At 61.9% G+C, this 24,186-nt stretch carries 23 protein-coding genes; 14 read left to right on the top strand and 9 right to left on the bottom strand.

Annotated elements, in window-relative coordinates:
* Nucleotides 1-11 precede the first annotated feature (11 nt).
* On the bottom strand, nucleotides 12-938 hold the full coding sequence (locus tag HMPREF1022_RS10385; protein WP_008682371.1) for a phosphoglycerate dehydrogenase: 927 nt from the start codon (nucleotides 936-938) through the stop codon (nucleotides 12-14).
* 245 nt (nucleotides 939-1,183) lie between these two features.
* Here HMPREF1022_RS10385 and HMPREF1022_RS17415 point away from each other — a divergent pair.
* From HMPREF1022_RS17415 to HMPREF1022_RS10365, 3 genes are all read left to right on the top strand, one after another.
* A protein-coding gene (locus HMPREF1022_RS17415; protein WP_156802946.1) for an IS5 family transposase occupies nucleotides 1,184-1,938 on the top strand; the annotation gives its coding sequence in 2 pieces (ribosomal slippage) (nucleotides 1,184-1,508 and nucleotides 1,508-1,938; 756 coding nt in all).
* Between the two features lie 770 nt (nucleotides 1,939-2,708).
* Nucleotides 2,709-4,217 carry a DUF1538 domain-containing protein gene (locus HMPREF1022_RS10370; RefSeq protein WP_009303085.1) on the top strand — a complete coding sequence of 503 codons (1,509 nt, stop codon included), beginning with the start codon at nucleotides 2,709-2,711 and terminating at the stop codon, nucleotides 4,215-4,217.
* Nucleotides 4,214-4,921 carry a P-II family nitrogen regulator gene (locus HMPREF1022_RS10365; RefSeq protein WP_009303084.1) on the top strand — a complete coding sequence of 236 codons (708 nt, stop codon included), beginning with the start codon at nucleotides 4,214-4,216 and terminating at the stop codon, nucleotides 4,919-4,921. The genes HMPREF1022_RS10370 and HMPREF1022_RS10365 overlap by 4 nt, the downstream gene beginning before the upstream one ends.
* Nucleotides 4,922-5,017: 96 nt before the next feature.
* On the opposite strand, the gene HMPREF1022_RS10360 is transcribed toward HMPREF1022_RS10365, so the two are convergent.
* Nucleotides 5,018-5,203, bottom strand: a complete 186-nt coding sequence (locus tag HMPREF1022_RS10360) for a hypothetical protein (protein WP_008682368.1) — start codon at nucleotides 5,201-5,203, stop codon at nucleotides 5,018-5,020.
* Between the two features lie 209 nt (nucleotides 5,204-5,412).
* Between HMPREF1022_RS10360 and epsC the strand changes: the two genes are divergently transcribed.
* The gene (gene epsC / locus HMPREF1022_RS10355) at nucleotides 5,413-6,330 is read left to right on the top strand and encodes a serine O-acetyltransferase EpsC (RefSeq protein WP_008682367.1); all 918 of its coding nucleotides are present in this window, start codon (nucleotides 5,413-5,415) and stop codon (nucleotides 6,328-6,330) included.
* Nucleotides 6,323-6,466 carry a hypothetical protein gene (locus HMPREF1022_RS18175; protein ID WP_009303083.1) on the top strand — a complete coding sequence of 48 codons (144 nt, stop codon included), beginning with the start codon at nucleotides 6,323-6,325 and terminating at the stop codon, nucleotides 6,464-6,466. Before epsC ends, HMPREF1022_RS18175 begins: the two co-directional genes overlap by 8 nt.
* Nucleotides 6,467-6,858: 392 nt before the next feature.
* Here HMPREF1022_RS18175 and HMPREF1022_RS10350 read toward each other — a convergent pair whose 3' ends face one another.
* Nucleotides 6,859-7,362, bottom strand: coding sequence for a periplasmic heavy metal sensor (locus tag HMPREF1022_RS10350; RefSeq protein WP_009303082.1), 504 nt, complete (start codon nucleotides 7,360-7,362; stop codon nucleotides 6,859-6,861).
* A gap of 245 nt (nucleotides 7,363-7,607) precedes the next feature.
* Between HMPREF1022_RS10350 and HMPREF1022_RS10345 the strand changes: the two genes are divergently transcribed.
* From HMPREF1022_RS10345 to HMPREF1022_RS10305, 9 genes are all read left to right on the top strand, one after another.
* Complete coding sequence (locus HMPREF1022_RS10345) at nucleotides 7,608-9,413, top strand: ATP-binding protein (RefSeq protein WP_008682365.1); 1,806 nt, start codon at nucleotides 7,608-7,610, stop codon at nucleotides 9,411-9,413.
* Nucleotides 9,410-10,819, top strand: coding sequence for a sigma-54-dependent transcriptional regulator (locus HMPREF1022_RS10340; protein WP_009303081.1), 1,410 nt, complete (start codon nucleotides 9,410-9,412; stop codon nucleotides 10,817-10,819). The genes HMPREF1022_RS10345 and HMPREF1022_RS10340 overlap by 4 nt, the downstream gene beginning before the upstream one ends.
* A gap of 332 nt (nucleotides 10,820-11,151) precedes the next feature.
* Nucleotides 11,152-12,960, top strand: a complete 1,809-nt coding sequence (locus HMPREF1022_RS10335; RefSeq protein WP_009303080.1) for a sigma-54 interaction domain-containing protein — start codon at nucleotides 11,152-11,154, stop codon at nucleotides 12,958-12,960.
* Nucleotides 12,961-13,034: 74 nt separating this feature from the next.
* Nucleotides 13,035-13,640 (top strand): MarC family protein, encoded by a 606-nt coding sequence (locus HMPREF1022_RS10330; protein ID WP_008682356.1) that lies wholly within the window; start codon nucleotides 13,035-13,037, stop codon nucleotides 13,638-13,640.
* Nucleotides 13,641-13,664: 24 nt separating this feature from the next.
* Nucleotides 13,665-14,267, top strand: a complete 603-nt coding sequence (locus tag HMPREF1022_RS10325) for a MarC family protein (protein ID WP_008682353.1) — start codon at nucleotides 13,665-13,667, stop codon at nucleotides 14,265-14,267.
* 177 nt (nucleotides 14,268-14,444) lie between these two features.
* On the top strand, nucleotides 14,445-15,755 hold the full coding sequence (locus HMPREF1022_RS10320) for an NCS2 family permease (RefSeq protein ID WP_008682351.1): 1,311 nt from the start codon (nucleotides 14,445-14,447) through the stop codon (nucleotides 15,753-15,755).
* 267 nt (nucleotides 15,756-16,022) lie between these two features.
* Nucleotides 16,023-17,531 carry a sodium-dependent transporter gene (locus HMPREF1022_RS10315; RefSeq protein ID WP_009303079.1) on the top strand — a complete coding sequence of 503 codons (1,509 nt, stop codon included), beginning with the start codon at nucleotides 16,023-16,025 and terminating at the stop codon, nucleotides 17,529-17,531.
* Nucleotides 17,532-17,653: 122 nt separating this feature from the next.
* Nucleotides 17,654-18,280: a signal peptidase I gene (gene lepB / locus HMPREF1022_RS10310; protein WP_009303078.1), complete on the top strand. Its 627-nt coding sequence runs from the start codon at nucleotides 17,654-17,656 to the stop codon at nucleotides 18,278-18,280.
* 195 nt (nucleotides 18,281-18,475) lie between these two features.
* On the top strand, nucleotides 18,476-20,011 hold the full coding sequence (locus HMPREF1022_RS10305; protein WP_008682344.1) for a YifB family Mg chelatase-like AAA ATPase: 1,536 nt from the start codon (nucleotides 18,476-18,478) through the stop codon (nucleotides 20,009-20,011).
* 155 nt (nucleotides 20,012-20,166) lie between these two features.
* Here the strand turns inward: HMPREF1022_RS10305 and HMPREF1022_RS10300 are convergent, their stop codons facing one another.
* The 6 genes from HMPREF1022_RS10300 to eno form a co-directional block, all read right to left on the bottom strand.
* Complete coding sequence (locus HMPREF1022_RS10300) at nucleotides 20,167-20,505, bottom strand: Hpt domain-containing protein (RefSeq protein ID WP_009303077.1); 339 nt, start codon at nucleotides 20,503-20,505, stop codon at nucleotides 20,167-20,169.
* Nucleotides 20,506-20,589: 84 nt separating this feature from the next.
* Nucleotides 20,590-20,850, bottom strand: a complete 261-nt coding sequence (locus HMPREF1022_RS16630; protein WP_009303076.1) for a hypothetical protein — start codon at nucleotides 20,848-20,850, stop codon at nucleotides 20,590-20,592.
* Entirely contained in the window at nucleotides 20,835-22,052 is a 1,218-nt protein-coding gene (locus tag HMPREF1022_RS16625) for an ATP-binding protein (RefSeq protein WP_009303075.1), read from the bottom strand. Before HMPREF1022_RS16625 ends, HMPREF1022_RS16630 begins: the two co-directional genes overlap by 16 nt.
* Nucleotides 22,049-22,366 (bottom strand): DUF190 domain-containing protein, encoded by a 318-nt coding sequence (locus HMPREF1022_RS10290; protein ID WP_009303074.1) that lies wholly within the window; start codon nucleotides 22,364-22,366, stop codon nucleotides 22,049-22,051. The genes HMPREF1022_RS16625 and HMPREF1022_RS10290 overlap by 4 nt, the downstream gene beginning before the upstream one ends.
* 103 nt (nucleotides 22,367-22,469) lie before the next feature.
* The gene (gene crcB / locus HMPREF1022_RS10285) at nucleotides 22,470-22,853 is read right to left on the bottom strand and encodes a fluoride efflux transporter CrcB (RefSeq protein ID WP_009303073.1); all 384 of its coding nucleotides are present in this window, start codon (nucleotides 22,851-22,853) and stop codon (nucleotides 22,470-22,472) included.
* Nucleotides 22,854-22,895: 42 nt separating this feature from the next.
* On the bottom strand, nucleotides 22,896-24,185 hold the full coding sequence (gene eno / locus HMPREF1022_RS10280; RefSeq protein ID WP_009303072.1) for a phosphopyruvate hydratase: 1,290 nt from the start codon (nucleotides 24,183-24,185) through the stop codon (nucleotides 22,896-22,898).
* Nucleotide 24,186 lies beyond the last annotated feature (1 nt).

The raw sequence follows: 24,186 nt of genomic DNA, 5'->3' as shown, positions 1-24,186 counted from the left end.
GGAAAACGCGCTCAGCGCAGGCCCAGGTCGCGCAGCAGATTCGCCACGGCCATCCGGCCCATCTGTTCGGTGGCCCCGGCCGTGGACGAGGAACAATGCGAGCCCATGACCAGATTGTCCAGCGCGTACCATGCCGGATTTGCCGGAGGTTCCTGCTCAAAGACATCCAGGCCCGCGCCGTGGATCCGGCCTTCCCGCAGGGCGGCCAGCAGGGCGTCCTCGTCGATGAGGCCGCCGCGCGCCGTATTGATCAGCACGGCTGTTTTTTTCATGGCGGCCAGGCGTTGGGCATTGATTAGATTACGGGTTTCGTCCGTAAGCAGCGTGTGCAGGGTGATGAAATCGGCCTCCCGGCAGATGCGGTCCACATCGGCGCGCTCAATGCCCGCCTCTTGGGCGTAGGCCTCGTCCCAGGCGATATCGTGGGCCAGAATTTTCATGTCGAAACCGCGCGCCCGACGGGCCACGCATTTGCCGATGGCCCCCAGGCCCACAATGCCCAGGGTCTTGCCGTAGAGATCGATGCCGGTGATCTTGCTCCAGTCCTTTTCCCGGCAGCGCCGGTCGATGAGAGCCGCCTTGCGGGCCACGGTGAGCATCAGGGTCAGGGCATAGTCGGCCACGGCGTTGCTGTTGGCCCCCACAGTGCGCGAGACGGCGATGCCCCGTGCCTTGCAGGCCTCCAGATCAATATTGTCCAGGCCCACGCCGTACTTGGCGATGGCCCGCAGTTTGGGCGCGGCGGCCAGCACCGAGGCGTTCATGGGGTCCACGCCCAGGATGACGCCCTCGCACGGGGCCAGCTTTTCCTTGACGGCTTCCTCGGAGAGGATGCCGCCCGTGTCGTTGCGGATGACTTCCAGTCCGGCGTCGCGCAGGATGTCGAAAAGTTCGGGATTGTTTTTGCCGAAGGAACGGGGCGTAACAAGAATCTTCACAGGACGCGCTCCTCTCGAGTTATGTGCATGAAATTGCGGATGGCCATGCGCGCCTGAGGCCAGCCGTCGGCGAGCTTGCGGGCCTTGGGATAGCGCCGGGCGCGGGCGTTTTTAATGAGGCCTGACCCTAACCCAAGGGCCGGATTTGTCAATGTCTCCGCCCTTGGACCCCAGGGCAGACGCATCTAGATTCTGTCGACATTCAAGCTGACGTGTGTTAAACTTGCGCAGCACAGGAGGTTGTTGTGCAAAAACGTCATGCCTTGCGAGATGATCAATGGGAGAGGATATGCGAAGCCTTGCCAGGCAAGGATACCGATCCTGGTCGAACGAGCAAAGACAATCGCCTTTTTATTGAAGCTGTTATGTGGATTGCTAAAACAGGCGCCCCGTGGCGTGACCTCCCGCCGGAGTACGGCAAGTGGTCAAATGTCCACAAACGATTTATGCGTTGGGCTAAAAATGGCGTGTGGCAAATGATTTTTAATACTCTGGCCGTCGATGCAGACACTGAGTGGCTTATGATTGACAGCACCATAGTCCGGGCGCACCAGCATGCAGCCGGGGCTAGGGGGGGCAGCAATGCCAAGCGTTAGGGCGGTCACGAGGTGGTTTTGGAACAAAAATTCATGCACTTTCAGACGCCTTGGGCAATCCGATGAGGTTCATTCTGACAGGCGGGGAAAAGTCAGACTTTCTTCAAGCATGCCCTCTGCTTGAAGAGCAAAGAGCCGAGGCCGTTCTTGCGGATAAAGGCTATGATGCTGGCTATATAGTCGACGCTATACAAGCAATGGGAGCCGAAGCGGTTATTCCTCCAAAGTTAAATCGTAACACGCCTCGCAATTACGATGTTTTTTTGTATAAAGAACGGAATGTTATTGAAAGAATGTTTGGCAAGATGAAGCATTTTCGTGGGATTGCCACGAGATACAGTAAAACGGCAGTTTCATTTTTGGCTTTTGTTCAGCTTGCAGCAATTTCACTTTGGCTAAAATGAATGTCGACAGAGCCTAATTCCAGCCCTTGCAGGCCCCTTATCCACCGTGATGATCCGTCAAAACCAGCCTTTTGTGCGCCGGCTGCGTCACTTGGCGCTTTTTGCTGCTCATGTACTTGAGTACAGCTCTGCTCTCGATGCCCGCAAGGTTCGCCCGGCTCGCCAACGGGCACGGCCCTTTGGGCCGCCTTCCGGTCGGTTTCCGCGCAAAAAGCGCCATTTTTCTTGCCGGCGCGCAAAAATCTTGCTTCAGCCGTTGTGACGCAGGAGCTTTAGCCGTAGGCGAACTTGTGAGTCGTACGGATAAAGACAGCAACGCTAGCTACGGATGAAGACAGCAATTGGTTACGCAAAATTATATCCAAGGAAATCGCTGTCGCTATCCGTAGCAGTGCTGTCCTTATCTGTACGCCGCCCTGCGGCTACAGCTAAGGCAACACGGCTTCGCCGTGAACGGCTCAAGCAAGCCGCTGACGCGGCAACGGCCGGCGCATTTTTTAGGATTCTCCCGGCACCAGCCATCCGCCTGCGCTTCGCTCCGGCGGAGCAAAGGTGGCTTCGCCTCTTTTTGTTCGTTCTCCGATCTACCGGGGAATAAAGACTTTTTAGATGCGTCTGCCCTGCTTTGGCCCCCACTAACCCGCCCGCCGCGAAGCCGCCTTTTCCTGGACGGCGCGCCGCCGGGCCGCCTTGACTATCCGCATCCGGTTTAGTAGTGCATTATATTGTAGGATAAGGAATAATTACGCTTTTACGGATCGGGAGTCCGCGTGGTTCTGCTGGAAAAAATCAAAGAGTCGGCCATTTCCGTCATTCCGGTGATGCTGGTGGTCTGCCTGCTGCACTTCACGGCGGCCCCTCTGGGCGACGCTCTGGGGGAATTTCTGGTGGGCGGCGTGCTGCTGATCCTCGGCTTGAGCGTTTTTTTGCTGGGCGCGGACATCGGCGTGCTGCCCGTGGGCCAGAAGGCGGGTTCGGCCCTGACTTCCCGCCGCAATCTGCCGCTCCTGCTGGGCGCGGGTTTTGTGATCGGCTTCTTCATCACCGTGGCCGAGCCGGACGTGCATGTGCTGGCCCAGCAGGTGAGCGCCGTGGACCCCGGCCTTTCCCGGCCCCTGCTGGTGCTCATGATCGCCGTGGGCGTGGGCCTGTTCGTGGCCATCGCCTTGGGCCGGATCATCCTGCAGGTGTCGCTTCGGTTGTTGCTGCTGCTTTTTTACCTGTTGCTGTTCGGCTGCGCGGCCCTGACCAGCTCCGCCTTTCTCGGCGTGGCCTTTGACGCGGGCGGCGCCACCACCGGGCCCATGACCGTGCCCTTCATCATGGCGCTGGGCGTGGGCGTGGCCGCCGTGCGCGGGGGACGCGGCAAGGACGACAGCTTCGGCCTCATCGGCCTGGCCTCCATCGGGCCGGTGCTTTCCGTGCTGATTCTGGGCATGCTGCACCACGGCCGCACCGGCGACGTGCCTGAAGTCATTGAGGCGCAGGCTTCCACCCTGCTGGGGCATTTTCTGGCCCTGGTGCCGGAAGTGGCCGGAGAGGTCGGCATGGCTCTGGGGCCGCTGGTGGGGCTGTTCGTGATCTTCAGGATTTTTCTGCTGCGCCTCACGCGTTACCAGACCATCCGCATGGCTGTGGGCCTGGTCTATACCTTTCTGGGTCTGGTCTGCTTTTTTGTGGGAGTCAAGGGCGGCTTTATTCCGGCCGGGCGTGAACTCGGGGGAATTCTGGCCCAGCATGACTTCCGTTATTTCCTGATTCTGGCGGGCGTGGTCCTGGGGGCGCTGGCCGTCTGCGCCGAGCCCGCCGTCTGGGTGCTCAACGCCCAGGTGGAGGAAGTCTCCGGCGGGCATATCAAGCGCACGGTCATGCTGGTTTCGCTGTGCATCGGCGTGGCGGCGGCCGTGGGCATGGCTATGCTGCGAGTGGTGACGGGCATGAGCATCTGGTGGTTCCTGATCCCCGGCTACGCGCTGGCGCTGGGCCTGACCTTGTTCTGCCCGCGCATGTTCACGGCCATTGCCTTCGACTCGGGCGGCGTGGCCTCCGGGCCCATGGCGTCCACCTTCATTCTGGCCTTTACCCTGGGAGCTTCCCACAGCCTGGGCGGCAACCCCATTACCGACGCGTTCGGCGTCATTGCCATGATCGCCATGACGCCTCTGATCACCATTCAGCTTTTGGGCATTCTTGTGGATCGCCGGGAAAAGGCGGCCGCCCGGCGCCGGGACGCCTTGCGCGAACCGGCTTCCCGTGCCGCCGGGGAAGGGCGGTCATGAGCCTGTTGGCGACGATCTACGCGCCCGGCAAGCTCCTGGTGAGCATTGTGGGCAGGAATCAGGGCGATTGGGTGGTGGAGGCCGCCAAAAAGGCGGGCGCGCGCGGCGGCACGGTGCTGCTCGGGCGCGGCACGGCGGAAAGCCGCATTCTGCGGCTGCTCTGCCTGGGCGATACGGAAAAGGATCTGGTGCTCACCCTGGCCCCGGCCGGGGAAATGCCCGCCATCATCAACGTCCTGCGCGACGGAAGCGGCATGGCCGGGAAAGCGCCGGGCGTAGGCTTCGTGATCGACGTGTCGGGCATTCTGCGACATATTCTGTCCGCGCCCGGCGCGGCCCCCCAACCTTTCCATACGGCAACAGGTGAAAGCATGAACGCACAGGCAAGCCATCAACTGATCTGCGTCATCGTCAACGCGGGCTATGCCGACGACGTGATGAACGCGGCGCGCACGGCGGGGGCCACGGGCGGCACGGTCATCAACGCGCGCGGCACGGGCCGGGAAGAGGACGTGAAATTTTTCGGCATCACTCTTGTGCCGGAAAAGGAACTGCTGCTTATTCTGGCGGAGCAGGCGGCGGCTCCGGACATTCTTGAGGCCATCCGCCGGACGCCCTGCCTGAATGAGCCCGGCATCGGCATTGCCTTCTGCATGGCGGTGGAGAGCTTTTTCCCCCTGGGCCGCGCCGGGGCGACGGACTGAACGGCGTCGTATCCACGGCGCGCGACGCAACGCGGCCCGGAAGGCCGAAGCCCCGGGCCGCGCCGCATCATGCCGAACCGGATCGGTTGCGCCGGTTCAGGCCTCGACATTCAGTTTGGAGCCGATGCCTTCGGCGGCCAGGCCGTCGATGCGGGCCATGTTCTGCTGCATCTCCTGGCCTTTGTCGAGGCTGCCGTTGATGACGGCCGACGCCATGGTGGCCTGAAAGTTCAGGGCATCCTTGGTGACGGCCACGCTCATGCCCATCTGCACATCTTCCATCGCGCACTCCTTGCGCCGTCAGGGCGGCGCTGCTGATAGTCTTCAACAGGGGATATCGGCCGGAATGCGCCTGGCTTAAGGGGGGGCGGATATTTTTTACCGGCTGTTTTCAGACCCCGACCGGATGCGTTTGTCCCGTCCGCCCGGCAAAAGCCGTTGCGGGCAGGCGGCAGGGCGTGTACAAGAGGAAAAACAACAGGATATCGCCCATGAGCACTCTGCATGACGACACGACCGTGACCATGCCGGAACTGGACTCTGTGGTGGAGCGTCTCTGCCACTCCTCGTCCCTGGACGCCGTCTGGCACCGTCCGGCCCAGGGCGCGGCCATGCCTTCGCTGGACGCCTTGAAGGAAATCATGGAGCGCCTGCGCGCGGCCGTCTTTCCAGGCTATTTCGGTTCGACCAGAATCCGGCGCGAGTCCATGCGTTACCACCTTGCGGCCAATCTGGATTCCATTTACCACAAACTGAGCGAGCAGATTCTGCGCGGCTTCTGTTTTTCCTGCGAGGGGCGGCACGCGGCCACGCCCTGCGAGGCCTGCGAGAGCGAAGGTACGGCGGCGGCCCTGAAGTTCATGGACCGGTTGCCCGAAATCCGCCGTCTGCTGGCCGGGGATGCCCAGGCCGCCTATGAGGGCGATCCGGCGGCCACCAGTCCCGGCGAAACCATTTTCTGCTATCCGTCCATGCACGCCATGTTCCACCACCGCATCGCCCATGAGTTGTATACACTCAAGGTACCGGTGATCCCGCGCATCATTTCCGAGATGGCCCATTCGTGCACGGGCATTGACATCCACCCCGGCGCGACCATCGGCGAGGATTTCTTCATCGACCACGGCACCGGCGTGGTTATCGGCGAAACCTGTATTCTGGGGCGCAACTGCCGCCTGTACCAGGGCGTGACCCTGGGGGCCCTGTCCTTTCCCAAAAATCCCGACGGCACGCTGACCAAGGGCATTCCCCGGCATCCGGTGCTGGAGGACAACGTCACGGTCTATGCCGGGGCCACCATCCTGGGCCGGGTCACCATCGGTGCCGGCGCGGTCATCGGCGGCAATGTCTGGATCACCAGCGACGTGCCCGCCGGAGCCAGGATCTCCCAAGAGAAGCCGTATGCGTAAGAAAACGATTGCCCGTCGCCTGCTCGCCCTGGGACTTTGCCTGATGTTTCTGGCCCTGGCCGCCTGCGCCGGACAGAATATTGAGGTGCGTCCCAAAGGGGAGGCGGTTGTGGGCGTCGGCGTGGGCAGCCGTTAGAGCATTTCAACCTTGAAATGCTCTAACGCCGAACACGGCGTGGATTCCGGCAAAGTGACCGAAGGCAGCCCGAAGGGCTGTCCCCGTTGGCGGCAACGGAGCCATACAGGGATCGACAGCAGCGATAATCGCATTTTTTGTCGGGATGAACCCACTGAAACCTATAGCGTTTCAGTGGTGGACTGCTCTGGAACATTTCAGACTTGATCCGCGCCGGGAGCTGTTTTCAGGGCATCCTTTCACGGCAACAGTTTCCGGCAGCGGGTAATTTGGAAACAGTGCGTCTTCCGGGCCTGTCCTGTTGGTGTGCGGGCGCGGCCCGAAAATGAAAAGGGCGGGGATTCCCCGCCCTTTGCTGTTCTGGCACGTCGCGGTACGCCGCGCACAGGGTCTTATCTCCAGCAGCCGCCGCGGCCGCCGTGCCCGTAACCGTGGCCCGAACCGTAACCGCCGTGGTGCATGCCGGGGCCGTAGCCGTTGCCCATGCCGTAGCGATGCCCCATCCCGTAACCGTGGCCCATGCCGTAGCCACCCATGGGCAGGCCTTCCTTGTCGAGCTGGGCCCGGAGGTCGGCGCGGTCGGAGCGCATCTTGCCTTCAAGTTCGCCGATTTCCCGGGACAGGCTTTCAATCTTGCCCTTGTCGGGCGATACGCTGCTCATCTGGGCATCCAGTTCGGCGCGTTTGGTGATCAGGGACTGCCGGACGGCATCCATTTTTTCATAGTGGTTGCTGAAAATCTGCTGCGCCTTGGCCTCCTGTTCCTGCGACAGCGGGGCATCGTAGCCCGGTCCGCCGTTGCTGTAGCCGCGGGCCTGGCTGAGACCGGCAAAGCCCAGAACCAGCATCGCCGCGAGGGCCAGAGACGTCATGCGCAGAGTGTTAGCCTTTTTCATTGTGTCCTCCCGAAGGGGTTGTGTGCGGATACCATTGCGGTATGCACGGATGTTAGTATGTATAAGGTGTCGCCTTTGTGTTTCAGGCGAATTGTCCTGCATATAGCAAGGCGCGTGCCATTATGAATAACTATGTTAAATGATAAATGTAATTAAAAATAACCTGAAAGAACATTGCGCCGCGCGGGGGAAGAACGTAACCTTTTTACCCGCTGCGGGTAAAAAGGTTACACGAAGGGAATCTTATGCAGGATCACTACTCTCCACTCTCCCATCTGGAAAAGCGGCGGCACTGGCGTTTTTTCTGGCGGCTCTTCGCGGGGCTCGCCCTGGCGGGCATCTGCGCCGCGGCCTTCATGGTCTCACGGGGGGCGGAACAGGAAGAGCGGCAAATGCTGGCAAACATGCAGGGCCGGGCCGATGTGCTGATCTGGGCTCTGGAGGGCAGCGCCCGCTCCTTCGGGCATATGCGGCAAAATCCCATGCTGGGCCTGGTGGAGGAGGTGGCGAAACAGCCGGGCGTCGCGTACATCGCCCTGGTGGCCGCGGACGGGCGGGTTTTGATCCACAGCCGCCCGGATCAGGTGGGAACGATTCTGTACAGCCCGGAGGAACTGCAAAAACTGCATGTGGGCGACAACTCCCAAAGCCGTTTTGATCCGAACGATCCGGGCGTGTTTGAAACCTACAAGATTTTTACCCCTTCCCGCCCGCGCGGCGGCGCGGGCATGCCGGGCCATATGGGCATGGGCCGCATGATGCGGGGCGGCCACCACGCCCGGATGTCGTCCGGCGAACTGGAGGACAAGTATATCTTTGTGGGCCTGGATGCTTCGCATTTCGCGGCCAACCTGCACGAATACGTGTTTCATCTCAGCGCCATAGCCGGTCTTGTCACCCTGGCGGGCCTGGTGGGCATCGTGCTGCTGTTCTACATCCAGAATTACCGGTTTTCCAAAAGGATGCTGGAAGATACGCAGGCCCTGGCCGCTCAGGTCATCAATAGCCTTCCGGCCGGGCTGGTGGTGACGGACCCGCACGGGGTCATTTCCCTGAGCAACCGGCACGGGCGGGACATGCTGGGCCTTTCCGGGCAGGAAAAGACGCCGCTTTCCCTGCATGATGCGCCGGTGCTGGACTGGCAGGCCCTGATGGACGAGCTGGATGCGGGCAAGGTTATTCCGGAGCGCGACGCGGACCTTTTCCGCTCCAAGGCCAATCCGCTTCCGGTCAGCCTCAGCGCCGCGAAAATCATCGGCAGCGAGGGCGCGTTTCTGGGCTATCTCTTTATTTTGCGCGATCTGGGCGAGATCCGCAGGCTTCAGAAACAGCTCCGGCAGAGCGAGCGGCTCTCCGCGCTGGGCAATCTGGCTGCGGGCGTGGCCCATGAAATCCGCAATCCGCTCAGCTCCATCAAGGGCTACGCCACCTATCTGACCGAAAAGCTGAAAAACGACAAAATGGCCTATGCCACGGGAAATATTCTGATTCAGGAAACCGAGCGCCTGAACCGCGTCATGTCGGATCTGCTGAGCGTGGCGAAGCCGCTTGATCTGCGTTTGCAGTCCGTGCGCATTGAAAACGTTCTGGAACAGGCCGTGCGGGTGATTTCCTCGGACGCGGAGGAAAAGGGCGTGGCCGTGCATTTGCGCCTGCCCCGGCCCGGCGACGGGCCCCAGGGTGAGGTCCGGCTCGACCCCGACCGCCTGATTCAGGCCCTGCTCAACCTGCTGGTCAACGCCGTACAGGCCACGGAGCCGGGCGGCAGCATCGAGGTCGCGCTGGAAAGCGGCCGGGCGCAGGCCGCGGACGGCGCTTTCTGGAGCATCAGCATCAGCGACACGGGCTGCGGCATGTCGGCCCAGACCGTGGCCCAGCTTTTCACCCCGTACTTCACGACCAAGGCCTCGGGCACCGGACTGGGGCTCGTGCTCACCCAGCAGATCGTGGAGCGGCACGGGGGAGAGATCAAGGTGTTCAGCCAGCCCGGCAAGGGCTCGACGTTCACCATTCTGCTGCCCCAGGCTATGCGGGAAGGAGGTGAGGCATGAAAAAAATGTTGACGATTCTGGTGGCCGACGACGACGCCACGCACCGCGAAGTATTGCGGACCCTGCTTGAGGAATGGGGCTACGCGGTCCGGGAGGCCGTGGACGGCGAGCACGCGGTGGCGCTGTGCCGGAAGCAGCCCTTTGATCTGGTGCTCATGGACGTGCGCATGCCCAAAAAATCCGGCCTGGAGGCCCTGAAGGAGATCAAGGTCCATAATCCCGCCGTGCCGGTGCTGATCATGACCGCTTTCTCGGAAGTCGCGGCGGCGGTGGAAGCCATCAAGTCCGGCGCGTACGACTATCTGACCAAACCCCTGGACTTTGAAAAGCTCAAGGTCGTGTTGCGCAATGTTTTCGCCCACGTGGGTCTGATCCGGGAAAACGCCACCCTGTCCCGCAGCCTTGCCGCCACCGAGGCGCAGACGGGCATGGTGGGGCGCAGCGAATCCATGCGCGCGCTCTGGGAGATGGTCCGCACCATCGCGCCCACGGACGCCACGGTGCTGATCACCGGCGAGTCCGGCACGGGCAAGGAACTGGTGGCCAAGGCCGTCCATGCCGCCAGCCGCCGGGCGCGGGGGCCGTTCGTGGCGGTGAACTGCGCGGCCCTGACCGAGTCGTTGCTGGCTTCGGAACTGTTCGGGCACGAAAAGGGCGCGTTTACCGGCGCGGACAAAAAGCATGAGGGGCATTTTCTCAAGGCGGACGGCGGCACGATTTTTCTGGATGAAATCGGGGAAATGCCGCTCTCCATGCAGGTCAAGCTGCTGCGCGTGATCCAGGAGCGCGAGGTGCTCAGTGTCGGCGGCAACAAGGCCGTGCCCGTGGATGTGCGCATCATCGCGGCGACCAACCGCGATCTGGCCAAGGAAGTAGCTGCCGGAACGTTCCGCCAGGATCTGTACTACAGGTTGAACGTGGTCACCCTGGCCCTGCCGCCCCTGCGCGAACGCGCGGACGATATTCCTCTGCTCGCCCAGCATTTCATGGCCCGTTTTGCGGACAAGAACAACAAGAATATCAAGGGGTTCACGCCGGGAGCCATGGACCGCCTGGTGCGCTATGCCTGGCCGGGCAATGTGCGGGAACTGGAAAATGTCATTGAGCGGGCGTCCATCCTGCTGCTGGGAGAGCATATCAGCGAGCGGGAGCTGCCGGAGCGCTTCGCCGCGTCCCAGGGCGATGCCCTGACGGACGCCCTGACTACGGATTGTCCCACTCTGGAAGACGTTGAGCGGGCCGTGATTTTGAAAACCCTGAAACGCTTCGGCGGCAACAAGACCGAGGCGGCCAAGGCCTTGGGCATCACCCGCAAGACGCTGCACGCCAAGTTGAGCAAGTATCAGTCCGCACAGGAGGATGCGCCGGAGGGAGAGGATGAGGACAAGGGCGCGGCAACGAGCTAGGCTTAGGCCTCGTTTTCATGGGTGAAAACTGTGCCCGAAGGGCGAAAAAAGCATCCGGTTTCGTGCATCCCTGCCCGCTGTCATGGACATCCGGGCAAGCGCATGCCATAATAACTTGGCCTAGGGCCTGTTGACACTATGCCTTTTTGCCCGCTCGCTACGTCAGATTTCACCTGCTTTTTCGGTCGAGTACCAAAAGAGTACACTCCCTCAAAGCAGGCTTATCTTCCTTGCGGGCGAACAAAAATTTTATAGTGTCAACAGGTCCTCGTTGGCTCCGGTTCCGTCCGGAAGCGGAGCCGCATTTTTTCGTCCATCCGCGGGAGATGCCCATGATCGACAGCTCAGCCTATGGCGCGGCGCTGGAAGACCGTCTGGCGCGCATGCCGGGCGGCGTATGCGGCTCGGACAACTGGCTCTTGCTCCACGCCAACGACGCTCTGCGGGACATGCTCGGCATTCGGGGCGAGATTTTGCCCAGCACGGCCCTGAGTCGCTGGCTGAGCCAGGGCGTTCTGGAAGGCTTTCACGAGGCCGGGGGCTCGGAGGGCATGCCCGGCGAGCAGGGCCGGATGATCTTTCGCCATCCGCGCGGCGCCAGCTATCTGTTCTACTGGTGGGGGGACGTGAGCAAAAGCCACGGCCCGGTGCGTTGTTTCACCGTGTATGAAATCCCCATGGGCGAGCTGGACCAGGCCGCCCGGCTGTCCTGGCGCGAGCTGGACAGCATGCTGGAATTCATTCACGACGGCATCTGGGTCATTGACGCCGACGGCGTCACCCGGCGCGTCAACCGGGCCATGGAGCGCATTGCCGGGATCAAGGCCGAAGAGGTGGTGGGCCGGCACGTGAACAAGCCCCTGCAGGAGGGGCGCTTTAAAACCTGTGTGACCCTGCGGGCCCTGAAGGCCCGGCACACCGTGACCCTTTTTGACGATTACGCCAACGGCAAGCGCTGCCTGAATACCAGTACGCCGGTGTTTGACGAAAACGGCAAGGTCTGGCGCGTGATCGCGGTCATCCGCGACATTACGGAGCTGGAGAACCTTCAGAAAAAACTCTCCAATCTGGAAGTGGAGGCCATGGCCTACAAGCTCCGCGCCCAGGGCCTGGAGAGCGAAGCCAACAGCGGCCTCATGGGCCAGAGCCTGCTGCTGCACCGCGTGCGCCAGGACATCGTCAAGGCCGCGCATTCCGACGCCGTGACCTTGATCCTGGGCGAGACCGGCACCGGCAAATCCTTGGCCGCCAAGATCATCCACGACATGAGCCACAGGGCGGAAAAGCCCTTTGTGGTGGTCAACTGCGGGGCCATGCCCGCTGCGCTCATGGAATCGGAACTGTTCGGCTACGAGGGAGGCGCGTTCACCGGAGCCTCCAAAGGCGGCAAGCCGGGCATGCTGGAGCTGGCCAGCGGCGGCACGCTGCTGCTGGACGAAATCGGCGAGCTCTCCCTGCCCATGCAGGCCAAGCTGTTGCATGTGCTGGACGGCCAGCCCTTCTACCGGGTGGGCGGCACCCGCGCCATCGCCGTGGACACCAGGGTGATCGCGGCCACCAACAAGCCTTTGGACAAAATGGTGGCCGACGGCCAGTTCCGCGAAGATCTCTTCTACCGCTTGCGCGTGCTGAACGTGGACATGCCGCCCCTGCGCGAACGCAAGGACGACATTCTGATGCTGGCCTGGCATTTTCTGCGCAAGATCAGTGAAGGCACCGGCACGGACAAGCGCCTGGACCCGCGCACGGAGCAGCTCTTCCTGGCCTACAACTGGCCGGGCAACGTGCGCGAGCTGCAATCCGTGATCCAGTCCCTGGTCACGCTGGCCGAGACGGAAATCATCGCTCCGGCCGACCTGCCTTCCTACATGCGGGAATCGGCCAGCGCGCCGCGTGAAGTGTCCCGGACGGAACAATCCCTGACCCGGGCCGTGGAGGCTCTGGAAAAAAGCATGCTGGCCGAGGCTCTGGCCGAAGCGGGCAGCACCTACAAGGCCGCCCGTCGCCTGGGCATCAGCCAGTCTTCGGTGGTGCGAAAAGCGAAAAAATACGGTATCCACGCCGAGGGCGAGGCACGGGACGCCCGGATCGGAGAAAAACCTGGCCCGGCGGAAGATGCGCCTGCCTTGAACATTGCCTAGTGCCTAATTCGAAAAATTAGACACGCAAAACCCGTAGGGTTTTGCGGCAACGCGTCGCCGCATCCGGAGAACGTATGGATGACATTACTGTCGGCAAAATAATCAGCATGAGCATCAAGCTGTACGCGCTGATGACGCCGCCCGCAGTGCTCAGCGCCTTTATCAGCGGCACCAGAAGCCTCGACAGAGAGCAGAAGGCCCTGACGGCCTGTAAAACATCCGTGGCGATTTTCATCATCGGCACGTTTCTTTTTTTGTTCGGTTCGCATCTGTTCACGCTGTTCGGCTTCACCCTGGACGCCTTTCGCATCGGCGTGGGCCTGCTGCTCTTTTTGACCGCCATCTCGCTGATGAACGACGACTGCACCCAGCCGCGCACCAGGCAGGAAGGCGACATCAGCGTGGTACCGCTGGCAATTCCCCTGGGCATGGGGCCGTCGGCCATCGGCGCGGTCATGGTTATGGGCGCCACCACCGAGGGCCTGAATGATGTGCTGTCCGGGGTGTTCTGCCTGCTGCTGGCTTCGTTCGGCATGTTTCTGTTGTTGTGCATGGCCGACAAGGTGGAGAAAGTGCTGGGCGACACGGGCATCGCCGTGATGTCCAAACTCACGGCCCTGCTGTTGTCGGCCATTGCGGCCCAGGTTATTTTTACGGGCATCACCGCCTTTTTGAAGTAGGCCGGAGCCGCAAGGGGGAGGGGTATGGAAGGCATTGTCAGCGAAGTGGTCGGGACGAGCATCAAGCTGTATGCGCTGATGACGCCGCCCGCCGTGCTCAGCGCTTTTATCAGCGGCACCAAGGAATATGACAAAAGACGGAAAGTCACCGTGGCCTTTAAAACCTCCACGGCGATTTTCATTATCGGCGTGGTGCTCTATCTGTTCGGCTCCAATCTGTTCGAGCTGTTCGGCTTTACTCTGGACGCCTTCCGCATCGGTTCGGGCGTGCTGCTCATGCTGACCGCCGTGGCCCTGATGAACGATGACGGCTCGCAGGTCCACACCAAGCGCGAGGGCGACATCAGCGTGGTGCCCCTGGCCATTCCCCTGGGCATGGGACCGGCCTCCATCGGCGCGGTCATGGTCATGGGCGCGTCCGCCGTGGACCTGCATGAAATGCTGGTGGGCGTGTTTTCCCTGCTGTTGGCGGCCGCGGGCATGTTTCTGCTGCTCTGCCTGGCCGACGGCGTGGCCCGGGTGCTGCGCCGTACCGGCATTGCCGTACTGTCCAAGCTCACGGGCCTGCTGCTGGCGGCCATTGCGGCCCAGGTGATCTTCACGGGGGTCAGCGCGTTTTTGAAATAGGGCATTTCAACTTTGAAACGCGTACTCTTTCAAAGATACTCTGTTCTAAAGGTTTTTTCCGGGCAAGCCGTCTTGCGGAGACCGTCTGTTTTTCCGGTGAGCGGGAATTTCAAGTGTAACAGCGGCCGTCCCGCGTGCGCGGGCGGCGTTCCGGCGGAAGCCGGGAGGGGGGTCAGGGTGCGACTGCTGGAAACATATTTTAATCCCGCCGCCAGGGGCAGCTCCGTCAGAAAGGAGTGTCTGGCCGGGCTGACCAGTTTCATGGCCATGTGCTATCTCATCTTTGTGGTGCCGTCCATGCTGGCCGACGCGGGCATGCCCAAGGATTCCGCCGTGGCCGCCACCATCTGGGTGAGCATTCTGGCGACCCTGCTCATGGGCCTGTGGGCGAAATTTCCGGTGGGCGTGGCGCCGGGCCTGGGCATCACGGCCTTTTTCGCCTACTACATCTGTGGTCCCGCGGGCTATACTTGGCAGACGGGCCTGGGCGCGGTGTTCATTTCCGGCCTGGTGTTTCTGCTGCTCACGGCGACCCGCGTGCGCCAGATGATCATCAATGCCGTGCCCATGGACCTGAAATACGCCATTGTGGTGGGCATCGGCGCGTTCATCGCCTTTATCGGCATGAAAAGCTGCGGCATTGTGGCGGCGGACCCCTCCACTTTCGTGACCCTGGGCAATCTGGGCCAGCCCCAGACCCTGCTGGCCGTGGCCGGGGTCTTTCTGATCGGCGCGCTGATGGCCCTGCGCATTCCCGGCGCCATGATCATCGGCATTCTGGCCATCACCCTGGCGGGCATGCTGCTGGGGGTTTCGCCCGTGCCCAGCGGGGTGATTTTTTCCGGCAAACTGCCCCTGCCCACGGAGACCTTCTTGCAGATGGATCTCAAGGGCGCGCTGCACCACGGCCTGTTTTCCATCATTTTCACCCTGACCATGGTGGACCTGTTCGACAATATGGGCGTGCTCATCGGCCTGGCGCACAAGGCCGGTTTCATGCGCGAGGACGGGCATATTGAAAACCTGGACAAAGCCCTGATCACCGACTCTTTGGCGACCATGTCCAGCGCCCTGCTGGGGGCCACCACGGCCACCAGTTATCTGGAAAGCGCCACGGGCGTGGCCGAGGGCGGCCGCACCGGCCTGACCGCCGTGGTCATTGCCGGGCTGTTCTTCCTCTCGCTGTTCTTCGCGCCCCTGGTGGCCCTGGTACCGTCTTTCGCCACCGCGCCCGTGCTGATCATCGTGGGCGCGCTGATGATGCAGGAAGTGGGGCGCATCCGCTTCGCGGACTTCACCGTGGCCCTGCCCGCCTTTCTGACCATCGTGAGCATGCCCCTGACCTTCAACATCGCCACGGGCTTTGGTTTCGGCTTTGTGAGCTGGGTGGGCATCAAGCTGCTGTCGGGCCGCTTCAAGGACGTCAATCTGATCATGTGCCTGATTGCGCTGTGCTTCGGGATTAACTTTGCCCTGCGCCTGCATTAGGAAACGCTGAGTACTGGTCTTTTTGCCCTCTGCCCGCGTCAGGATCGCCCCGTGCGAAGGTCGAATATGCTTGAATATGCTCCCTTCGCCCAAGGCTCGCCTTTCTTGGCGGAGAACAAAAATCCTCACTACTCAGCGTTTCCTTAACGCTCTGAACATCCATGCCGTGAGGCGACAGCCGGTCGAAAAGGCATTCTTTCTTGGCAGAGGGCAAAATTTCTCGTAGCCTGTGCGGACCTTCGGACAATTTCCGCAAGAGGGGGCAGGATGGTGGAAAAGGGACAGGTCAAACGCGAAATGCTGGGCAGCCGTCTGGGCTTTCTTCTGCTGTCGGCGGGCTGCGCCATCGGCCTCGGCAACGTCTGGCGTTTTCCGTATATCACCGGCGCTTACGGCGGCGCCATTTTTGTGGGCATTTATATTTTCTTTCTCTTCGCCATTCTGCCCGTCATGATCATGGAATTCGCCGTGGGCCGCGCCTCGCGCCGGAACATGGGCCTGGCCCTGCGGGTGCTGGAACCCGCGGGCACGTACTGGCACCGTTTCGGTTGGGTGGCCCTGGTGGGCAGCTATATGCTGATGATGTTCTACACCACGGTGACCGGCTGGATGCTTTCCTACTGCTGGTTCATGGCCTCGGGCGCGTTGTCCGGGCTCACGCCCGAGGGCGTGGGCGGCTTTTTCAAGGCGGCTCTGGGCCGGGTGGATGTGCAGATCATCGGCATGAGTCTGAGCGTGGTTCTGGGCTTCGGCGTCTGCGCCTTGGGCGTGCAGAAGGGCGTGGAGCGCGTGGTCAAGCTGATGATGGTGGGCCTGCTGCTGATTCTGGTGCTTCTGGTGGCCCGCGCGCTGCTGCTGCCCGGCGCGGGCGCGGGCGTGCGCTTCTACCTTGTGCCGGACTGGGGCAAGTTCAGCGAGGTGGGCCTGCTCAACGTCTGCAACGCGGCCATGAACCAGGCATTTTTCGCCCTTTCCGTGGGCATCGGGGCCATGACCATCTTCGGCAGCTACCAGCCCAAGGACCGCTCCCTCACCGGGGAGGCGCTCTGGATCATGGGCCTGGACACCTTTGTGGGCATCATGGCCGGGCTGATCATTTTTCCGGCCTGCTTCGCCTTCGGCGTGGAGCCCGGCGCAGGGCCGGGTCTGGTTTTCGTGACACTGCCCAATATCTTCAATTCCATGGGCGGCGGCCGCCTCTGGGGCACGCTCTTTTTCATCTTTCTGGCTTTCGCCTCCCTGTCCACGGTCATCGCGGTGTTTGAAAACATCATTTCCTACAGCGCCGACGTCTGGGGCATGCCCCGCCGCCGGGCCACGGTGCTGCATGCCGGGGCCATGTGGCTGCTGTCCCTGCCCTGTGCCCTGGGCTTCAACCTGCTGAGCTTCGTGCAGCCCCTGGGCGCGGGCAGCAGCATCCTGGATTTTGAGGATTTTCTGATCAGCAACAACGTCCTGCCCCTGGGCGGTCTGCTTTTTCTGCTGTTCTGCTGCCGGCGGCGCGGCTGGGGCTGGGAGAATTTCCTGACCGAAGTGGACCAGGGGGTAGGCGTCAAGTTTCCGCCCTGGCTGCGCGGCTATCTGACCTGGATACTGCCCGCTCTGATCCTCGTGCTCTTCGCGGTCGGCTATGTGGAGAAGTTCGGGCTCATGGAACATCTGAAATTGTTCTGGGCCACCGCGTACCGGCCCGGTATGGGAGGCTGGATCGTCGGAATCCTGGCGGCCGGGACGTTGCTTTGGCGGCTGCTGGCTAGGCGGCGTTCGCGCCGCTGAGGCCGGAACAAGGCCCGCTTGCCCGCGACGGCGGCTTGCCATCGGAAGAACATCACGGCATACTGCGGACTCCCGTCCGCCGAGAGGCGCATCCCGGAATCCGCCCTGAACAAGGAATCGTTATGAAACCCACCCTGTTGCAACAAAAAGCGCGCCCCAAGAAACCGCTCTGGCGTGAATACGGTGAAGCCTTGCTGGTAGCTCTGGTCCTGGCCCTGGTGATCCGCACCTTTGTGGTGCAGGCCTTCAAGATCCCCTCGGAATCCATGCTTCAGACCCTGCTGGTGGGCGACCATCTGCTGGCCAGCAAATTCGCTTACGGGATCAAAATCCCCTTTACCGACACTTATGTCTACAAGGGCGACGATCCGGCCAGGGGCGACATCATCATCTTCAAGTACCCCAATGATCCCAGCGTGGACTACATCAAGCGGATCATCGGCGTGCCCGGCGACGTCATCGAGGTGCGCAACAAGCAGCTCTATCGCAACGGCCAGCCCGTAAAGGAATCCTACATCCGCTTTGCGGATCCTGACGGCGTCGAACCCGTTCGGGACAATTACGGGCCGGTCACCGTGCCGCCCAACAAATACTTCGTCATGGGCGACAACCGTGACAATTCGCTGGACTCCCGTTTCTGGGGCTTTGTGGACCGCAGCGCCATCCGGGCCAAGGCCTGGCGCATCTACTGGTCCTGGGGCGGGCTGGACGATATCCGCTGGGGACGTATCGGGCAGCAGATCCACTAGGAGCTGCCTCTAACTTGTCCTTTCGCCCTCTGCCGGCGTCAGGCTCGCCCCGTGCGAAGGTCGGGTTTGAATATACTCCCTCCGCCCAGGACGCGCCTGCCTTGGCAGAGAACGAACATCCTTATTTAGAAACAGCTCCAAGGGCGGATTAACTTCAATGTTACATTGCTCCGGCTCGGCGCTGACGGCGCGGCTATGGTGATTCGCCTGTACAGCGGCGGCCTCGAAGGGGTGGACGCCTTTCCGGTGGAAGTCGAGGTGGATTACGTCCGCCGGGGTCTGCCGGGCTTCAGCCTGGTGGGTCTGGCCGAAACCGAGGTGCGCGAGGCCAGGGACCGCGTCTTTGCCGCGCTCCGAGCCTGCAATTTCCGGCTGCCCCCGGCGCGGATCACGGTCAACCTGGCCCCGGCCGGGCGGCGCAAGGCCGGAACCGGCTACGATCTGCCGCTGGCCGTGGGCCTGCTGGCCGCCGCCGGTCTTATCCCCGTGGACAGGGTGCGGGGCCTGTTCTTCATCGGCGAACTTTCATTGACCGGGGCCCTCAAGCCCGTGCGCGGCGTGCTGCCTCTGGCCATTCTGGCCCGGCGGCGTGAGGCCGCCGGTCTGGTGGCCCCGCCGGACAATGCGGCGGAAGCCGCCGTGGTGCGCGGCCTTCAGGTCTACGCACCGCGCGATCTGGCCCAGTGCGCGGCCTTTCTGGCCGGAGCCGAAGCCCTGGAAGCCCGGCAACCGGGCGCGCCTCCCGCGCAACCGTCCTTTCCTATGCCGGACTTCGCGGAGGTCAAAGGCCAGCAAGCCGCCAAGCGCGCTCTGGAAGTGGCCGCCGCCGGAGGGCACAATCTGCTGCTGATCGGGCCGCCGGGCAGCGGCAAAACCATGCTGGCCCAACGCCTGCCCACCATCCTGCCGCCTCTTTCCTTTGAAGAGGCCCTGGAAGTCACCAAAATCTACAGCGTGGCGGGCCATCTGCCGCCGGACGCGGGCCTGGTGGCCGCGCGTCCTTTCCGCTCGCCGCATCATACGGTTTCGGACGTGGCCTTGGTGGGCGGCGGCAGGCAGTCCCGGCCCGGCGAGGTCAGCCTGGCCCATCGCGGAGTGCTTTTTCTGGACGAGTTGCCGGAATACAACAAGCCCGCCCTGGAGGCGCTGCGACAGCCCCTGGAAGACGGCGTGGTGACCGTGGCCCGCGCGGCCCAGAGCATCACCTATCCGGCGGCCTGCATGCTGGTGGCGGCCATGAATCCCTGCCCCTGCGGCTATCACGGCGATCCTGCGCATGCCTGCACCTGCCGCCCGGAGCAACTGGCCCGCTATCGCAACAAACTCTCAGGTCCGCTGCTGGACCGCATTGATCTGCATGTGGAAGTGCCTGCCGTGCCCTATGCGGATTTGCGCGCCACGGAAGGCGGCGTCTCCTCGGCCGAAATGCGGGCCCGCGTGCTGGCCGCACGCGCCGTGCAGGAAGAGCGTTTCGCCGGGCTCGCGCCGCGCTGCAACGCGGAACTCTCCGGCGGGCTGCTGGAACGGCATTGCGCCCCGGATGCGGCCGGGCACAGCCTGATGGAGGCGGCCATGCGCCGTCTGGGCCTTTCCGCGCGGGCCTACACCCGCGTGCTGCGTCTGGCCCGGACCATTGCGGATCTGGCCGGAGCCGGGCGCATCAGCGCCGAACATCTGGCCGAGGCCGTGGCCCTGCGCGTGCTGGATCGCGGCGGCAGGGCAGACGCATAACCGGCGCAAATGAATTGAACTTACGGCTCCGTAGCGCGAGGCTGCGAGAGCAGCCTCATTAGTTACATGGCATGTGGTTATAAAAGAGCCCCGGCGGGTCAAGGCCGGGGCTCTTTGCGGATAATGCCGAAAATCGTTGTGCGCGCAACAGCGCGCTACTGGCTCATAAAGGCCGACATGGTCACCAGCGTATCCGTTACGGCGGAGTCAAAATGGTTCATGGCCGGACCTGTGTCCGCACCGGCCTTGATGGCCATCTCCAGTTCCAGAGCGGCGGCGGCCAGAGCCTTGGCCCCCAGATTGGCGGCCGCGCCCTTGGTGCTGTGCACCAGCTGGCGGGCGGTTTCCATATCGCCGTTTTTCAGGGCCTGTTCCACCTTGGCCGAGCTGTCCCGCTCCGTCTCAATGAATTTTTGCAGCAGCTTGACGTACAGGTCGCGTTTGTTGAGCACGCGGGCAATGGCTTCCTTCCAATCCAGAACTTCCTCGCTCATGATGTCCTTCTTAGCGTGGTTTGGTGAAAAAACGGATATGCTGTCCGGGAATGATGCCAGCAAGACCGGCCCATGACAAGGGCTTTATGCCGGATGCGTCCGGCATGGCGTTTGACGCGCTTCCGCTGCTTTCCTCCCTTGCGGCAGACGGTTGCGAAGCACGCGCAGGGCATTTGTAAAGTCCTTTTGGGTAACACGGATACTTTGCAGGCTTTCGTCCGGGATTCTTTCGCTGGAGCGGAGCAGCGTGTCCAGAGGCATCATCCTGCGCAATGCAGTGTGGGCGGCTTCCTGCACGAGGAAAGCCATTTCAGCGCCCGTATATCCGTTCAGGCGCGCGGCCATGGCGGAAAGTCCACTGAGCTCGCCAGCGGCAGACTGCGCGCATGGATGGCAAGGATTTTCGCGCGTCCTCCGGCATCGGGTCTGCCAATGGGTATTATTCTGTCAAAACGGCCCGGACGCAGCAAGGCGGGATCCAACAGATCCAGGCGATTGGTCGCACCCAGGATAAAAACTCTCCCCCCATCCTGAACGCCGTCCATCAGTGTCAGCAACTGCGCGGTAAACTTGGCGTCAAGGCGCAGGCTTTCGGCGGAAGAACGAGATTGCGCGATGGCGTCGATTTCATCGAAAAAAATAATTGCCGGCTGCGCCTTCCGTGCCTGCTCGAAAACGTCTCTGAGTTTTTCCTCGGATTCGCCATGCCATTTGGTCACCAGTTCAGGCCCGTTGATCGGGATGAAGGCAGCGCTGCTTTCCGTGGCCAGGGCTCTGGCCAAAAGAGTTTTGCCACAGCCGGGCGGGCCATGCAGTAGGCAACCCCTGGCTGGCGTGATGCCGAGATGGCGGAGTATTTCAGGGTGCCGCAAAGGTAGCTCCACCTCTTCGCGTAATACCCGCACCGCATCGTCGAGTCCTCCGATATCGGCATAGCGTGCGGGCCGCACACGTGTTTTTGCCCCCTGTTTCTCGCCGGGCACGAACGCGCTCCGAATGTGGGGCGCGGGCTTCGGGGATGTAGGATTCCGGCCGGTATTGCGGCAGGTTTCTGCCGCTTTTGCCGCCAGGACATCGGCCGAAAAATGCGGACACAGCGTGAGATGAAGTCGTGCGGCCTCCTTTTCCAGCCGGGCCCGCAGCGCCCCATCCCCTTCCGCTTCGCAGGCTTCGGGAAATATATGGGCGAGAAACAGACAGCCCCAGTCCCAGCCGTGCAACGGCGAACAATATTTCGCATCCGTATGGCCGCGCGAGCAATCATGGACCTGTAATACATCTTTCAGGCCGTTATCGTCCACGTTCACGTCGTTGACACGCAACGCGGCCCCGGGCCGTGAACGAACCATCTCCCAAAGTTCGAACAGGCTGTCGCGCCAGGATGCCGCTTTTTCCAGCGGCAGACGCAATATCGCCCGTCTTTCAGGCAGAAAGCGCCGATCAAAGCCGGGCATGGCCTGTGTCGCCGCCAATGCGGGGTCAGCATCCGCCGCGTCATGCGGAGGAAATTCCAGAACCAGAAAAGCGGGCTTATCCACTGGTTTCATTCCTCTCCGGTAATGCCGTATTCAATGGGGGTTTTCATATAGAAAACCCTCAGTCCTTCTTTGTTGATTCGGCCAAAAAGCTCATCCGTTTTGTCCGCGCTGAGCGCCATGGTTACTTCAATGGGCTGTTCTCCTGTTTCAAAGAAACGCGCGGACTGATATTTCCCGTCGCGTCCGTAGCCGCCCTGAGCCACGCTGACGGTCACGCCGCTCACGCCCAGTTGTTTCGCCTCTTTCGTCAACCACTCCGCGATGCTGAGCAATCCATGTGTGCGCTTCAGTTGCGTGAAGAAAACCAATTGATAGCCGTGCATGGTCTTGTCTCCTTACAGAGCCGTTTATCTTTGAAAAGCCGCCTGCCCCTGCGGACTCTGGGGAAATCCCGGACGCGCGCATGGCGGCTTCAGATTGCGTCTCCTAAAAGAGACGTCTGACCAGAGCGAAGGAACCCATACCCAGAAAAACCATCAGTAGCGAACCACCCACATGCAAGGTTATTGCCCCACAGGCCCAGCCAAAACGCTGGGCCTGCAACAGTGTCGCGACTTCCGCTGAAAACGTGGAAAAGGTGGTCAACGCGCCCAAAAAGCCGGTGATGTAGAGCAAGCGCCATTCCGGGGCCAGGGGAAATGTGTAAAAAATGCCCAGCGCCGTTCCCATGCAGTAGCCTCCGAGCAGATTGGCCGCCAACGTTCCCAAGGGTATCACTGGGAATACGGAATTGAGCGCGAGACCGAGCAGCCAGCGAAGCGTGGCTCCCCCGGATGCCCCGACGCACACGGCCAGTATGGATTTGATCATCTGCGATAACTCCCCTTGAAAAGGAATGGTCTGTACGTGCGCTTACCGACTTGCGACGAAAGCGTTTTTCCCGGCGTAAACGGCGCTTGACCCCAATGCGCGTTCAATCCGCATGAGCTGATTGTATTTTTCCACCCGCTCGCCCCGGCAGGGAGCGCCGGTTTTCAAATGTCCCGTTTCCAGAGCCACGGTCATGTCGGCAATGAAACTGTCCACGGTTTCCCCGCTTCGGTGTGAGACAAAAGCGCCCCAGCCGTTGCGCTGGCAGAGTCGCACGGCGTCGATGGTTTCGCTGAGTGTACCGATCTGGTTGAGTTTGATCAGTGCCGCATTGGCTATGTGCTCTTTAATGCCTCGTTCGATATAGCGGACGTTGGTGACGAAAATATCATCGCCCACCAGTTCCACATGACGCCCCAGCGTGTTGCAGAGCATGGCCCAGCCGTCCCAGTCGTCCTCGGCCAGGCCGTCTTCCAGTAGAACCACGGGAAAATCCCGTAGAATGGCGGCATAGTATTCCGTCATTTCTTCAGCGTTGAGAGCGCGTTTCTCCGTCTTGAGATGATAGAGCCCGTCCCTGTAAAAGGCTGTGGCCGCCGGGTCCATGCAGACGGCGATATCTTCGCCCGGTCGGTAACCGGCTTTTTCCACAGCCTGGAGAATCAGTTCCAGCGGTTGCCGATTGGAGGAAACCGACGGGGCGAAACCTCCCTCGTCCCCCACTCCGGCGGAAAGGCCGCGATCCAGCAACACGTTCCGCAGGGCCTGATAGACTTCGCTGCCCCAGCGCACGGCGTCACGCAGGGAAGGCGCGCCCAGAGGAGCGATCATGTATTCTTGAAAATCCGCTCCTTGCCGGCGGGCATGCACTCCGCCGTTCAGGATGTTCATGCAGGGCACAGGCATGAGGTTGACTCCGGCGCCGCCGAGATAGGCGTAGAGCGGGAGGTCTGCCGACAGGGCCGCCAGGCGGCAGACCGCCAGGGAAACGCCGAGCAGAGCGTTGGCCCCCAGGCGTGATTTGTTTTCCGTGCCGTCCAGAGTGACGAGAGCACTGTCAATGCTGCGTTGATTCCGGCAATCCATGCCCTGCACGGCGGAGCATATTTCACCACAGACAGCCGCCACGGCGTCGGAGACCCCTTTGCCCCCGAACCGTTGTTTGTCGTCGTCGTGCCGTTCAACGGCCTCCCGTGTGCCCGTACTCGCGCCGGAGGGGACGGCGGCCCGCGCGTGCAGGCCCGTATCGGACACAAGTTCCACCTCGACAGTGGGATTGCCTCGCGAATCAAGAATCTCCATAGCCGTTACTGTGGCAATCTGAAACGTCATG

Origin of the sequence: Desulfovibrio sp. 6_1_46AFAA (genome assembly GCF_000224635.1) — a bacterium.
GTDB classification, from domain to species: Bacteria; Desulfobacterota; Desulfovibrionia; order Desulfovibrionales; family Desulfovibrionaceae; genus Desulfovibrio; species Desulfovibrio fairfieldensis.
Note: the sequence above shows the minus strand (reverse complement) of the source record. Positions and strands in the feature narration are given on the sequence as shown.

Excerpts from the sequence above, each read along its gene's own strand:
- HMPREF1022_RS10365 (WP_009303084.1), top strand. The coding sequence starts at position 4,214 with ATGAGCCTGTTGGCGACGATCTACGCGCCCGGCAAGCTCCTGGTGAGC.
- HMPREF1022_RS10360 (WP_008682368.1), bottom strand. The coding sequence starts at position 5,203 with ATGGAAGATGTGCAGATGGGCATGAGCGTGGCCGTCACCAAGGATGCC.
- epsC (WP_008682367.1), top strand. The coding sequence starts at position 5,413 with ATGAGCACTCTGCATGACGACACGACCGTGACCATGCCGGAACTGGAC.
- HMPREF1022_RS18175 (WP_009303083.1), top strand. The coding sequence starts at position 6,323 with ATGCGTAAGAAAACGATTGCCCGTCGCCTGCTCGCCCTGGGACTTTGC.
- HMPREF1022_RS10350 (WP_009303082.1), bottom strand. The coding sequence starts at position 7,362 with ATGAAAAAGGCTAACACTCTGCGCATGACGTCTCTGGCCCTCGCGGCG.
- HMPREF1022_RS10345 (WP_008682365.1), top strand. The coding sequence starts at position 7,608 with ATGCAGGATCACTACTCTCCACTCTCCCATCTGGAAAAGCGGCGGCAC.
- HMPREF1022_RS10340 (WP_009303081.1), top strand. The coding sequence starts at position 9,410 with ATGAAAAAAATGTTGACGATTCTGGTGGCCGACGACGACGCCACGCAC.
- HMPREF1022_RS10335 (WP_009303080.1), top strand. The coding sequence starts at position 11,152 with ATGATCGACAGCTCAGCCTATGGCGCGGCGCTGGAAGACCGTCTGGCG.
- HMPREF1022_RS10330 (WP_008682356.1), top strand. The coding sequence starts at position 13,035 with ATGGATGACATTACTGTCGGCAAAATAATCAGCATGAGCATCAAGCTG.
- HMPREF1022_RS10325 (WP_008682353.1), top strand. The coding sequence starts at position 13,665 with ATGGAAGGCATTGTCAGCGAAGTGGTCGGGACGAGCATCAAGCTGTAT.
- HMPREF1022_RS10315 (WP_009303079.1), top strand. The coding sequence starts at position 16,023 with ATGGTGGAAAAGGGACAGGTCAAACGCGAAATGCTGGGCAGCCGTCTG.
- lepB (WP_009303078.1), top strand. The coding sequence starts at position 17,654 with ATGAAACCCACCCTGTTGCAACAAAAAGCGCGCCCCAAGAAACCGCTC.
- HMPREF1022_RS10305 (WP_008682344.1), top strand. The coding sequence starts at position 18,476 with ATGGTGATTCGCCTGTACAGCGGCGGCCTCGAAGGGGTGGACGCCTTT.
- HMPREF1022_RS10300 (WP_009303077.1), bottom strand. The coding sequence starts at position 20,505 with ATGAGCGAGGAAGTTCTGGATTGGAAGGAAGCCATTGCCCGCGTGCTC.
- HMPREF1022_RS16630 (WP_009303076.1), bottom strand. The coding sequence starts at position 20,850 with ATGGCCGCGCGCCTGAACGGATATACGGGCGCTGAAATGGCTTTCCTC.
- HMPREF1022_RS16625 (WP_009303075.1), bottom strand. The coding sequence starts at position 22,052 with ATGAAACCAGTGGATAAGCCCGCTTTTCTGGTTCTGGAATTTCCTCCG.
- HMPREF1022_RS10290 (WP_009303074.1), bottom strand. The coding sequence starts at position 22,366 with ATGCACGGCTATCAATTGGTTTTCTTCACGCAACTGAAGCGCACACAT.
- crcB (WP_009303073.1), bottom strand. The coding sequence starts at position 22,853 with ATGATCAAATCCATACTGGCCGTGTGCGTCGGGGCATCCGGGGGAGCC.
- eno (WP_009303072.1), bottom strand. The coding sequence starts at position 24,185 with ATGACGTTTCAGATTGCCACAGTAACGGCTATGGAGATTCTTGATTCG.